This is a genomic window from Citrobacter sp. 172116965, assembly GCF_013458095.1.
Classification (GTDB): Bacteria; Pseudomonadota; Gammaproteobacteria; order Enterobacterales; family Enterobacteriaceae; genus Citrobacter; species Citrobacter braakii.
In genome coordinates, this window is sequence record NZ_CP046673.1 from 3,838,626 (window position 1) to 3,852,153 (window position 13,528).

Here is a 13,528-nt window from a genome sequence, read left to right on the forward strand (position 1 = left end):
ATATTCCTGGAAACGCCGACTGAGACTTTGCCACCAACTTGATCAGTCTCAAATACTATATAAAAAGACAGTAACTGCGACGGTTTTAGACCCCAATATAACTGATAAATAACCAATTAACTCAATTGACGCCACCAAATAGTAGCACTGCAAACCAAGTGTTCGCAAAGGGCTTTCATTTACTAGGGGATAGCTTCTAAAAACTATCAAAGGGATAACGCTTACTGCTCATGTGAACCTCTCTTTAAGCCATTTTAAATGACTCTGAGGTGTCTGTTAAACCCGTGGCGATTCAACCGCCGATATGACTGTGAACGGATTTCCAAGGAGAGTAACTCAGGTGACCGAGCGAGAGATGTGACCACTCGCCTACTACAGTATATCTAGTGTGATCATTGTCTCTGTCAACGATAAAAAATCCGCCAACCTACGATGACTGTGGCTATGCACTTGGCCGGATGATACCGGTGCTACATCAATATGACGATGTCGAGCTCATGCCATATCGATCCGATCCCGAGCTTATCACTCGGGTGTTTTTCTTGATCAGATATTGCTACTATGATCGGCATAGAACAGTCTGGATTGATTACCTTCTAAGGGTCTATTATTCGGCGCAGTTACTTGGAAAGTACAGCACATTGCAACTAGTAATTTTATAACATCTATGTGCGAGGGATGAATATGCAAGGTTTAAATTATCTATCGGAAGTGGAAAAACTAAAACTATTTAAAAACATTCGAATCGGAATGAGCTCTGAGGAAGAGTTTGATGTTTTCCTTACTTCTATTGGGAATGATAAAAATAAAGATGAAATAAAAAGGCGAATTAACGGTTTATTTTTAGAGGACGAATTCGCTTTATTGTGCTTTTTTATGGAAGTATGTACAAGTTTAGCGTCTTTAGGCCAATCACCAGTAAATAACACTGGCATTAAGGTACCGGATTATCTGGCCAGTTTTAACATGCCCAAGGGTAAGGAATTAAAATGTTTTATTGAGGTAAAGACAAGCAATGCTTTAGAAACCAAAAAAATCTCAGGATCTTTTTTAAATAAGTACAGTGAGTTCTGTCACAGATTTCGATACCCTTTATTTATTGCATCACGCATACATCAAAACAATCTTCTTTTCTGGATATTGCAAAGTGAGAGTGAGTTTATAGATTCTGGGCGAAAAGTAGAGGTGTGTAATTTAACTAATAATAGTGGGTGTATTCTCTTAGATGATTGGTTTATTTGCGCAATTAGTGCCTTAAAAGTGACAATTCATTTTAGCGAGTATCCTTTAGTATCTCAGGCCAGATATGAGGACAAGGGGTATTTACATCGAATTACCGTATCACAGGAGTATGGTGGAAAGATTTACGAGTTTAATCTTGATGAGAAAGAATTTGTTTTAAATGCCTTCCTTGATGAGTTTCAGTCTAATGATGTTTATTATAAAGAAAAAAACATATTAGTAAGAGAAATACCTGAGCACTCTGGTGATCTATTGAGCAGCTTATTACTAAGGATGAATATGAGAGTAATTGATTCAGCCAGCCCCGACGACAGATTGAATGCAAGTAGAATGTTGGTAAAAATAGAATCAGGCTACAGTTCTTACATAAACAAAAGTTATTTGAAAAACATAATTAATATATTAAATAAAAAATCAAACCTAAGCGGCGCCGGGACTATTTTTGCACCACTGGGACTTGGTAGTGACCAAGAGAGAAAAAAGAAAATGGGCGAACTACTTAGGCTTTGTAAATGAGAATGTTATTTACTTACATGCATAAAGTATAGGTTCTCTACCCTGCGCCTTTAGGGACTTTTTTTCCTTATCATTGCGTTAAAAGATGCATTAATTACTGTATCATTTCTAGATCAATCAACCGGAGAATTCGTGAAAATAATATTACCACGTCCTCTTCTTTCTCTTCAGAGGACCCAGAATAGACATGCTTTTGAATAAATGTGTATATCTCATCATTAATTAACCCCAGAGCCTCCCTTCTGCTTTTCCGGCCATCCTCAGGATTGTTATAATGCAGGAAATTGATCACTTCAGCTTTAGATGAGTGAAAAGTGATGCTATTGCTTTACTACCATGAGTGGCCTGTTCTTTTTTTCTTGTCTAAGTTTGTTGCCATTTTTCATGATGAACAATTCCTTTACACATATCGAGAAGTTCCATCGATTTAAGCAACAATTCAACACCATCGCGTCTATCCAACGTCACTAGATGTAACACCAAATGTTCGTTTATTGTCGCCAGAAAGATCCATTCATTTACTGATTCCTAGATAGTGTCATCCGTGACGATATTGCCAAACCGATCACCGCCCGTGACCACAGGTCAAAAAACACTGACAGCCCCTATCTGTGCATAAGTAAGTGATGTCCCACGCCTGCTTCTGGTTCGGCCGCAGGCGATGAAGACCTTCTTCAGCAGGTTTTCTTATACCGGCAGGCCGTGTTCAATGAGCTGACCGGGCTGAACTTCCGGCTCACTTTTGCCCGCCGTCCCTGACGACGCAGACTCGCTATGATGGTCTTGAACTCCTATCTATTCATCAACCATACGCGATGCCCATAGCGCTGTTTGGCACCGAAGACGGTCTTACATGCAGCCTCATCACAGATGCGCCCGAACCGCTGACTCACTCGGAACGACAAATCTATGATCGCCATAGAATCTCATACTTTAATTCATTTACATTTATTGAGAGGAGGAATACAACAGTCAACACCGTTGATAGCACAGGGAAAGTTATATGGCTTCTGCAAGACAAGATTTTGATCGGTTTGTTAGCTGGGTTTACCAATCTGAGGCAATCCCATCAGGTGTCCGGCAACTGGCTAGCCTGTGTCTTGCAAACTTTGATGCTCTTGCAGGAACTTCCAGAAATCGCAGCCAGCGCTCCATCTATCTGGCGCAGTTGATGCGTCAGCAACTGGCGCAGATCCCCGAAGGGCCTCCCGCAATTGAAGCCAATATTGAGGTAGGTGAATGGCCATGGTCATGCCTGCATAGGCTGACTTTAGGCCCCTTCCGCGGTTTCAGAACACCAGAATCCTTTGAACTTGATAAGCAGATAACGCTGCTTTACGGTCCCAATGGAAGCGGAAAAACCAGCCTTTGCGAAGCACTGGAATATGCTTTGTTAGGTGATGTCGAGGAGGCAGGAAACAAACGCATTGCTGCACGAACCTACCTCGCGAACCTCCATGCTGGCCGTTTCGCCCCACCCATTCTCAAAGCACTCGATGGTAGAGGACGGGAGCTGGATGTTGCCCCAAATCCAGATACGTTTCGCTTTTGCTTCGTTGAGAAAAACCGCATTGATTCATTCTCACGAATTGCTGCCCGCCCCAATGCCCAACGTGCAGAACTTATTGCCACACTGTTTGGCATGGACCAGTTCAGTGACTTCGTGGGTCACTTCAATGAGAGCATTGATAGCCAACTCGTATTGGCAGCAGACAAGCAAGCCACACTTGAAACACGTCGCGCCGGACTGCAGGCAGATCAGCTGATCGTGGACGGCGAAGCTGAAGCAGTCAGGGTACTCACAAGCGAAGAGTTAGCTTTAGCCGAAAGTTATGCGCCAGGAACAACGTACAGCGACCTGAAAGCTTTGTTAGGTAGCGAAGCCGCGCCAGGGCGTCTGCAGCAGTTAGACGCCATGCTGGAGGCCGTCCCCCCCGCTATTATTGGCATCAGCGGCCCAGCCCTTCAGGAAACTTATGACAGGGCGGAGGCACACAAGAACGAATTCAACCGTATTACGGAGAATCTGAGAGCTCAGAGCGATCAGGTATCTTTCAAAGGACTTTACGAAGCCGTACTTGCCCTGCGCGAGCCCGTGGGGGATCGTTGCCCAGCGTGCGATACCCCACTCGTTGGTCAGAACCATGTTGCAATCGACCCGTACGAAAAAGCCTCAACCGGACTGCAACAGCTTGAAGCGCTGGCTCTCCTTCAGGAAAGTCAAAAAGCAGCGGAGATTGAAGTTAACCGCATCTCCCGAGAACTCAGACAGATCCTCAAAAAAATAGAGTTATTCATTGATGCCGATCCCGTGACACCTGTAGGTGAGTTCCTCGCTGCATTGCCCGAAGAACCTGCTGGATTCTGGTGGGAAGCTATTGCGCCTGATAATGCCGGGATGAACCCGTCTCTGGCACAAATCATCGAAATAGCAGATCAGATTGCGGGGCAAGATACTGCTACAAGAGTGTCACAACAGGGACGCCAGCAGTTAATTGAGGAACGAAACCGACTCAGGGATTTCCAGCTTCGCGTACAGATGCAGGACCAAAAACGTCATCAATTGAAAGAGAATATTGACGCAGCAGCTGCTCGTATTAGAGGGTTTGATGAAACAAACGCCCCTTTAATTTTGGAAGTAACGCAAGAGCAGCAGGACATCGTAAGGGACACGCCGCTAAAGACAACGTATGACCTTTTCCTTGAAGCAATAAGATCGTACCGCAACCAGCTACCCGGGCAGCTCATGGCGGGACTTAACGAGTCAGCCATGACGCTCTACAACTCATTTAACCGCAACGATCTTGACGCTGATAAGCTCGCCGCACTCTATTTGCCATTAACCGGCGAAGAAAAGATAGAAATTTCATTTCGGGCTGCCCCTGAACGCCGGGTAGATGCACTGCATGTTCTGAGCGAGGGCCATGTTCGCTGCCTTGGCCTCGCCATTCTGCTGGCGAAGGCGAGGAGCATTGCATGCCCACTCATTGTTTTCGATGACGCTATCAATGCCATCGACCACGACCACCGTGGCGGCATACGAGAAACGATTTTTGAAAACGACACCTTTGAAGACACTCAGCTTATCGTTACCTGCCACAGCAACGAATTCATCAAAGATATTCAGCAACATCTTCCCGTAAGACGGCGGAATAACTGCCGCGTCTACCTTCTCAGACATCATGATGGCAATCATCAACCTCGCGTCCGCAGTAATGTAGCGAGCGCAAACTACATTGCCAGAGCAAGAGCGGCCCGTGAAGTTCTTAATGACCGGGACGCGTTAGCCGCATCCCGACAGGCATTAGAAATGCTTTCAGAAAAGGTATGGAAATGGCTTAGCAGTCATGAACAGGGCGTTCTCACGTTACAAATCACGGCGGCGGGTGCCGAGCCACAGCTCCGAAACCTTTGCGATTCGCTTCTGAAAAAACTTAGAAGTGCTACCACTTTCCAGCATGCCAATAAAGAGCCATTAATTGCAGCCTATGGCACGATTCTGGGCATTCCAGAACAGAATCTGGTCTGGACATATCTGAACAAGGGAACACACGAAGAGGAAAATCGCGATGACTTTGACGCAGAGCATGTCGAGTCTGTTATCGCGACCCTCGAAGCTTTGGATGCGTTAGATTTACGCCACGGAAGATAGCACTCAAATTAAGAGAGAAAGAGTAGATTCGAGTGCTAGTGGTATCGAGACAATGGGACAGAGTATGACGACGAGCATGATTTCTCATCTTGTGATAGTACCGGATGACACGCGTAAAAGGCGAACAACCTTCTTTCAGGGTTTTTCAGATTTTTGGCACCCGGACTATTTAACGATATTAAAGGCTCTAACCCGATTTCCACACGACCTCGGCGACATATACTTTACAGGTACAGGATACGTACTGACTAAGGCCTTAGGCAGCCCGCTACAAATACAGACGTTACGCGCAGACCTTGTTGAACAGTACTTATCAGAATATAAAACACAGCCCCTCATCGTGTGGAGTACGACATTAACGGTAGACGCGGTCAAATCAGCCATCGGGCAAAAACCAATAATTCATATCTCAACAGCCCAACAAGAGGGCGTTGTACACGTTGACTCGTTGAACAATGACACTGTTCTGGCACTCATTTCTGGAATTGTTGATGCGCTGGCTAAAGAGCACGATGAATTCAAGGAATTCAAAGAATTTGTTGAGAACAAAAGAGCAGAAACGCCACAAGAAACACTTTCTGTCAACGCAAAAGGACATAACTGTACCGAACCTATGCTGGATGTTTTACTCAGTTATGGCGCACAAATTGACGTTACACCTATTAAACCTGCAGGCGAGACAACTGAACACATTACAGGGATGATTGAGCTGGGTGCGCTGATTGACGGACTTCGCCCGGAGCAAATAAACACATCCCCACTCAGAAAAAATGATGTGATCATTCATTGCCCCTCGGTTTACACCTATCTGTATCGTGCAGACAGTGCACACTGGCAACAGCTCAACAGGAAACTTAATAACCCCAAACGTAATTTTCTACGGCGCGTACTGATAAGAAGCTGCGGTTATGGCAACTCAACGCTTCAGATTGCCGAGAAAGATATTTTCAATCCGTATGAGGACCCGATATTAGGACCGCTGTTGTATGATCGGCAAATCGAATTGAGACTTTTCACGACGGCCATCGCACTTGTCGCTGTCAACCAATTCGCGCCTGCATTTAGACTTCCAAATGATGTAATGCTTCATCATGACAAGCTTCGGGACATCGGAAAACTCCTGTGCTCAAACGACAGAAGATGGCGCGAAAAACTCAACACAAGAATGCAGGAATATGGCCAGCTGCTTAAGACAGAAATTGGGGATGCTCTGTTAGCCAGCATATTCAGTGAAAGAGAGAAAATTTTAGCCGTATGCGATTTTCCAGTTGAATGGGTGCCGGTTAACCAACTCCCCATAATGTTCAGGTACGAGTTATCCCGGATACCTTCAACCCCGGGAAATGTCGCTCTGTTCGTATTAACTTCACGACCGATGTCAATTTTCAGATACAGCGACTTATGTAACGTACTCATAATCAGGTCTTTTGCTAACAACGACCCAATCAAGGATCACCTGTCGGATATAGTGCAGGCAAGAGAGCAAGCCCAAAGACTTCCAGGCATGAACATTCAGATAGTCGATGTTAAAACACGCCAGGAAATTGTCGACGCGCTTAACTCCTTTACAGGATTAATGGTTATTTTTGATTGCCATGGTGGTCATGGCGGTGAAACAGATTCTGCCTGGTTAGCCATAGGAGATGAAAAACTGAGTGTCTGGCATCTTTATCAGGAAGCCAGGATCCCTCCTATTATCGTTCTGGCAGCATGTAGCACCCATCCGGCCGAAGGCTCGCATGCCTCTGTCGCGAATGGTTTTCTGGAATCTGGTGCATTCAGCGTCATTGGAACATTTGCGCCAGTCGACTCTTCTCACACTGCCGTGTTTGTGACCCGACTTCTGGAGCGGATCGCCATTTACCTTCCGTTAGCACTAAAACGAAGAGCGTACTCCTGGCGTGAGGTTGTGACGGGGCTGCTGAGAATGTCATATGTGCGTGATGTTCTGGAAGGACTTCGGGACAGACTCGGCCTTCTCAATCAGCAGCAATATGAAAAAATTCATATTCAGGCCAATATGCTCATAAATACTCATGAGGACAAAAATTGGTTTGAGCATTTCAGATCTCTGATTTCAGATGAAACTGGATTAGATAAAGACACTGAAACCAAGCTATGGGATGAACACTTCCAGTTTGTAGAGACTATGTTGTTTGTTCAACTCGGCAGACCAGAAAATGTAATGATTGTTATCGAGGGCGAGTAATCGTTTTTTCGGAAGTGCCGCTTAAAATAAATTCCCGGTATGCGGCGGGTGACTTCATCTGGTGGGGCTGCATGCCTCACGCGTATTGAGCATTCTCAGTTGAGGACTATATGACGACAGATCCGTTTTATGAACTCTATCGCCAGCTCGCCGTATTACGAACGGATGCTGACAATAGCCATTCCGTTATCGCGGAACTGACCTTGCTGTGCCGCGAAACAATAAGAGCCTCATCCCCTGAAGAGTGCATTCGCACCGCAGATAATTGCCTGCATGAAATCGGTCAGTCTGCTCCGCTTTTTGCACTTGCCCTCTCCTCCTGGCTGACCGATAAAGAGTGTATTGGACTGGCGAAAGCCCTCGCGCATGAGGCAAGCGTGTGCCACCTTCAGGCAGCAAACCCACAGGCGTACGACCTGTCCTCCGTCGATGAGTCACGCGCCATACTGGCCGCGTCTCGGCTCTGCGCCCTGCATGTCTCCCCCGCCATCTCACTCGGCTGGGCTTTAAGCCTGGCAACCGCTTACCCTGCCAGCGCCACGGCACTAAATGCGGCCGGCGCACTCCTGCAGCATCATATAGAAGAGTATCCCTGGACCACGCAGCGGCTGCTTGCCAGCCCTGGATCCCCGTTTAGTTCGCTTGAACTGGCGCACACCGCGCTAGCACAGCTGGAACAGCAGCAAAACCATCTGAAGGCGCTACCGGTGCTCCGTGAGCTTACGATGACGCCTGAGATGCGTCTGATGTATGCCAGTCTGAAACGCAGTGAGAACCGGGAGATTCAACGGCACTCGGAAGAGCACTCTATTTTTGGTCAGTTCGTCACAAAGCAATATTTCAAATACGCCAACAAAACTGCCGTCGAGTTTTCCGTGGGTGACGGTGTCAAAGAAACCTCGCTGGAAATGTCGCCCTTTCAGATTGAAGTTGAGTTGCCTATCACCTGGCGCACCGATCCACTGTCAGGTGAGCTGACCAGAAACAGGCTGTGGAAAGGAGAGCTGGAATGAGTATTCAGCTGGTTCTCTCCCATTATCTGGCGGGCCTGCGTGAGCGCAATGAGCTCGATGTTCTGCTGCCAGAACTGCTTAAGTCCATGGGGCACAATGTGCTCAGTCGCCCACAGATTGGCCCCGCGCAGGCTGGTGTTGACGTGCTGTCGACCAAAGCGGGTGCCGACGGGGTTGATGAGGTTTTTGTCTTTATCATCAAATTCGGTAACGTCGGACGGGCCGATTTTTACGGTGGGCCACAGTCTATCGACCCCTCTATCCGGGAGGCCTGCAATGACTTCCTCAGAAACCGTTTACCGGAACGGCTCAAGCCGCTGCGCAAGCGGATTGTTCTGGTATCCAATGGCGTACTGCTGCAGGAAGCCCAGGCCGGTTTTTCAGCCCTTACGGAAGACATCGCAACACGTCCGCTTTGCAGTCTTGAATTCTGGGGCACCGATCAGCTCACACCGTGCATAGAGCAATACCTCTTCGATGAAACATTACTGCTGGCTCGGGGAAAATCTGACCTGCGCGCCGCCCTGGCCGGCCTTGAGGAGTCAAGCTCAGCGATAAACCGGTTTATCCGCTTTGTTGATGCCTGTTTTGAAATACAGGCCGAGGAGTCAGAACAGAGTGCGGAGACGCGAAAGAAGAAGTTTTTAAGGCGATGTGCCGCCGCGTCGATGGGCTGGGCGGTCCTGCTGGTCTGGGGAAAAAGCGAAGGCAATTTAAAGCCTGGGGTCGTTACCGGCGAATACCTGATACTGCGTATGTGGGCCGAGGCGGTAAAACTGGAATTGTACGCCGACAACGCCTTTATCGACCGCTTTGAAACGCTGGTTACGCTGCATATACAGGCTCTGGTGGACTACTTTGAAAAAGTAATGCCAACCCTGGAGTCACCGCGCGCCGTCCTCCGCTGGCGCCCGGATCGCGTCTTCTACCTGGAGCTTATGTTTGAGGAGCTGGGTCGCATGTCTACCCTCTTACTATTGCTCCAGCAAAAACCTGGAGAGGAGACGCTTCGCACGACGATTCGCAACGCCATCATTCATCTGGTCAATCAGCATTCGGGGGTGCTACTTCCCCTTTATGACGGGCACAGCATCGACTTGACCCTGCTCTTCTGCGCCCTGATGGGTGAGTCAGACTGGGACAATACGCGGATTATCGCAGGAGAAGTTGTGGCCCGACTTCACCATGCGCTGAGAACAGAATGTTATCTGCCGGTCGACACCGACTCGCTGGAAGATGCTATTGCCCTCAACAGTAACAAGGCTGAGAGTCGTGATTTCTTCCAGACCTCAACGCTGGTGCCGGCACTCGCGACGGTGACTTCATTGCTCGGCGATGAAGAAGCCCTCCAGACGCTGCGTGACCAGCTCCTGCCTCTGATGAAGGGGGTAACGCTTGAGCGCTGGTTCCCGACCACAACACTTGAAACACTCAGCGGCTCAACACTGGGGATCCACAGCGTCGGTATTTCCAGAGCATTGTCTGGCCTCAGGCCTTCAGCAAAGGAGGAAGCCGAGGCGTCAATTAAAACCTTTGACGGTGCAGCCGTCCCCTCAGACTTCAGGTGGTACTGTAACTGGCAAGTCCTGATCGCGTTGTCAGCCCGCCTGTATCGACACCCACTACCCACGTGGTTTATCAATGAATACAGCCCAACAGGACCCTCCGCTGATTAGTACTCGCCCAGCCAATAAGCCGTGCTAGATTACGTAGCAGCTTTCTTAAACACTATTCCAGTATTAATATTCTCGCGTATATCTGCTCAGCATTGCTGAGCAGATATACAGCTTTATTACTTAGCGCAAATGGAGGGCTAAGTATCATTTATCCATACACGCCGAATTCGATGTTGCAGTAAAGAATATTACTTGACCACTTCACCCATCATCAATTACAGGATATTCATGCACTCTGAAAAACAAGCGTGTATTTATCTCTTACAGGTTACAGCCTCTTCAAAAGCAACTTTAATTTCGTCATGCTTTTCATACCATCCACGAAGTGTTCTCGGAAGATTATCATATTTCAACACAGGTTTTTTTCCGGACGCCTTCGACTCCTTCTCAATAAAGGTGCAAAGCCCTTCATAGACTCCCTTGATTGCATCCTCAACTGTTTCCCATTTATTTTCTGATGCCCTTAGCCTCAGGAGACGGATAAGCTCAACCTTAACTGGAGCATAGTTTGTCCCTCTGCTCCCCCCTGCTTTTGTTGCTTTTTCTGTCCTCTTACTTTCCTCTTCTTCCTGACAATTTCGCCAGTCACAATACTCATACATCCCGACCATTGCCCCGCAATAGTAATGCGCATCTTGTAAATGCTCACATGCTTCAGCTAGCAAGCCACTATCATGCTTGAATAAAGCTAGGTGATAGTGGCATAAGGACAAAAGCAGGTAGTGTCCGAGTTCATTGAGAAACCATGCTCTGTGCCGTAAATCTGCAGCTTCAGATTTAAGCAATGCGGCACTCATCTTCAAAAAATTCTTATCTCCGTATGTCTCTCTTTGTATTTCGATCCATTGCTGCGCTTCAGTGTCATAGGCATTAATTTTTTCGACAGGAAAACCCTCATACTCAGCCAGCCTATCAGTTTCCTGCTCACACTTTAATTTCAATATGTTGTATAGCTCATTCATTTTATTTTCCCTGAAGATTCAAGCAACGCGACAACGTGAGCTAAAAGTAGAAAACTAGATTTAGCTCACGTCTATCTCTCAAAAATTCTATCTCTAGTATCTGTCCGGACACAAACAAACCGGAGCAAAACAATTATGTCAACGAACAATCTGAAAATACTGCGTATCTCAGCTGTAACCAAAAAGCTGGGGATCGCAAGGTCGACCATTTACGACTGGCTCAATGTCAAATCGCCACGCCATGATCCAGCCTTCCCAAAGCCGTATCGTCTGGGCAAACAATCTGTCGGCTGGCGTGAATCCGAACTGGATGAGTGGATTCTCCAGCGTATACCGGCATCGGCCTAAGACATCCCTCGCCTTCGTAGTTTATCGAGAAGGCACTTACCGGATTAACACGTAATCAGTGAACATCCACTGTATGCCTTCACCTGGCAGGGTAAGTCGCATCGGTGATGATGTTCCTGATGAATTAACTCACTGCAAAGGAAATAAAGATGAACCAATTACCACTAATGCCAGGATATCACCATCTGGTGATTCCTGTCCCAACCATCCCTGTATGGGCGTTTACATCTGTGATGCAAAATGCCATTAACCATCTACAGGATGGGGGGAAGATTCCGGTGGAATTAGCTGTCAATGTAACTTTGGCCGCTGTATCTGAAGCCTGTCAGCCCCTGGTTGAAGTGATCAATCCTTTTACTAATTTGCCTGAACCCGATGCACTTTACATCCTGACTCTGGCAGATTCAGGTACAGGTAAATCGACCGTAAACAAACTGCTCAGGGAGCCATTCGACAAGCTGAAAGCTGAGTTGGATGAAGCCTTTCAGAAGAAATTGGCTGCATACGAGCGTGATTATGCCGTCTGGGAGACAAAACTTCAGGCCCTGAAGAGCAACCTGCGTACCGCAGTCAAAAAACGCCTCTTTCCCAGCGACGCTGAAGCTGAACTGACATTACATACGGACCTGAAGCCCAATAAACCTGTATTGCTCACCCTTGTCTACAACGATGCTTCGGTAGCTGCACTCATTGAAGGATTAAGTGAATATCCAACTGCAGCCGTGAACTCCGATGAAGCGAGCTGCTTTTTTGAATCCTGCGTGAAAGATAATCCAGCATTTTTTAATAAAGCCTGGGATGGTGATCTCTATGAACACAAACGTAGCCATCAAGTCACCCGCAGTTTTAAACCGACACTGACATTATCGTTAATGTTGCAGAGACCTCTCTTTCTCAATTTCATGAAAAAGAATCAGGACAAGCTTTTAAATAGTGGTCTGTTAGCCCGTTTCCTGTTTACTAATATCCCCACTAAAAATGTCACGAACATGGGCCATCGTCATCACTCGAATACATTTTTCCGTGATGAAACTGCAATACCTCTTTTTCATGAGCAGATTAAGAAGCTACTGAAAAAGCAGAAGCAACAAATCATTTCGGGTAAAACTGAGAAGAAAACACTCAAACTTTCCCCTGAAGCTGCAGAGTTTTGGGAAAATAAACGTGATATCTGGATTTCTTTACCAATAAATGATCCTCGTTGGCGTTGTATTGATTACATGCTGCAGAAAGCCAACACTAATACATTACGTATTGCAGGGTTACTTCACTACTTCTCTGACCAAGAAACAGAAATTATTCCACTCAATGTTGTTCAGCGTGCATCCCTTATCATGGATTGGTATCTCAACCAAGCAGTATCTTGGTTTTATCAGTTCACTGATGAATATAAGTTTTATCAGGATGTGGAAGAACTCCGCCAGTGGATTCATAATAAATTTACTGCCAATGGCTGGCTCCCATTCAAAAAGAATGACATCATCAAGTATGGACCCAATAAATTCCGCCGCAGCGACAAACTTGAACCTTTGATGAATTACATCATTGGTCAACCAGGAACGGGTTTTTTTACCACATTCCGGACAAGTGCTCATTCAGCCGAGTATATTACCTGGCGCATGAGCAATGGCTTTTACGCCCCACTCGCTGCACCTCCGGTTCAATACTTGCCACAGCAAGCGCCTAAGCTGATTAATTCGTCTAGCATTGTCTAAGGCACTCAATCAGCAGCATCATGATAGCAACTCATGCTACTGAATTGTTATCAAAACCCACACTCAACAGGCTCATTGACTCCTCTGCGTCATGGGCCTTTCATGCCTTAAAACAAAAGCATCCCTGCATTATTCTTAGCTACAATTGCTACAGTAGCAGGTTGTAGCGGTGTTTTGAGATACGCATGACGTAAA

At 46.7% G+C, this 13,528-nt stretch carries 8 protein-coding genes and 1 pseudogene; 7 read left to right on the plus strand and 2 right to left on the minus strand.

All coding sequences use genetic code 11. The annotated features are described in order from the left end of the window. Window positions 1-684: 684 nt before the first annotated feature. Window positions 685-1,758 carry a hypothetical protein gene (locus GPJ68_RS18605; RefSeq protein ID WP_033811204.1) on the plus strand — a complete coding sequence of 358 codons (1,074 nt, stop codon included), beginning with the start codon at window positions 685-687 and terminating at the stop codon, window positions 1,756-1,758. Between the two features lie 536 nt (window positions 1,759-2,294). Here GPJ68_RS18605 and GPJ68_RS18610 read toward each other — a convergent pair. Further along, a pseudogene (locus GPJ68_RS18610) lies at window positions 2,295-2,543 on the minus strand (IS3 family transposase); the annotation flags it as partial. A 218-nt stretch (window positions 2,544-2,761) separates the two neighbouring features. On the opposite strand from GPJ68_RS18610, the gene GPJ68_RS18615 reads away from it, so the two are divergent. The 4 genes from GPJ68_RS18615 to GPJ68_RS18630 all read left to right on the plus strand — a co-directional run bounded on the left by GPJ68_RS18615 (window position 2,762) and on the right by GPJ68_RS18630 (window position 10,308). Then, window positions 2,762-5,410: an AAA family ATPase gene (locus tag GPJ68_RS18615; protein ID WP_077888866.1), complete on the plus strand. Its 2,649-nt coding sequence runs from the start codon at window positions 2,762-2,764 to the stop codon at window positions 5,408-5,410. 64 nt (window positions 5,411-5,474) lie between these two features. Continuing rightward, window positions 5,475-7,619 (plus strand): CHAT domain-containing protein, encoded by a 2,145-nt coding sequence (locus GPJ68_RS18620; RefSeq protein WP_033811205.1) that lies wholly within the window; start codon window positions 5,475-5,477, stop codon window positions 7,617-7,619. Between the two features lie 110 nt (window positions 7,620-7,729). Beyond that, on the plus strand, window positions 7,730-8,632 hold the full coding sequence (locus GPJ68_RS18625) for a hypothetical protein (protein ID WP_052011700.1): 903 nt from the start codon (window positions 7,730-7,732) through the stop codon (window positions 8,630-8,632). Further along, window positions 8,629-10,308, plus strand: coding sequence for a hypothetical protein (locus tag GPJ68_RS18630; RefSeq protein ID WP_033811206.1), 1,680 nt, complete (start codon window positions 8,629-8,631; stop codon window positions 10,306-10,308). The genes GPJ68_RS18625 and GPJ68_RS18630 overlap by 4 nt, the downstream gene beginning before the upstream one ends. Window positions 10,309-10,562: 254 nt before the next feature. Here the strand turns inward: GPJ68_RS18630 and GPJ68_RS18635 are convergent, their stop codons facing one another. Further along, window positions 10,563-11,270: a hypothetical protein gene (locus tag GPJ68_RS18635; protein ID WP_033811207.1), complete on the minus strand. Its 708-nt coding sequence runs from the start codon at window positions 11,268-11,270 to the stop codon at window positions 10,563-10,565. Between the two features lie 135 nt (window positions 11,271-11,405). Between GPJ68_RS18635 and GPJ68_RS18640 the strand changes: the two genes are divergently transcribed. Beyond that, window positions 11,406-11,618, plus strand: a complete 213-nt coding sequence (locus GPJ68_RS18640) for an AlpA family transcriptional regulator (protein WP_033811208.1) — start codon at window positions 11,406-11,408, stop codon at window positions 11,616-11,618. A 149-nt stretch (window positions 11,619-11,767) separates the two neighbouring features. After that, complete coding sequence (locus GPJ68_RS18645; RefSeq protein ID WP_064757807.1) at window positions 11,768-13,333, plus strand: DUF3987 domain-containing protein; 1,566 nt, start codon at window positions 11,768-11,770, stop codon at window positions 13,331-13,333. The last annotated feature ends 195 nt before the right edge of the window (window positions 13,334-13,528 follow it).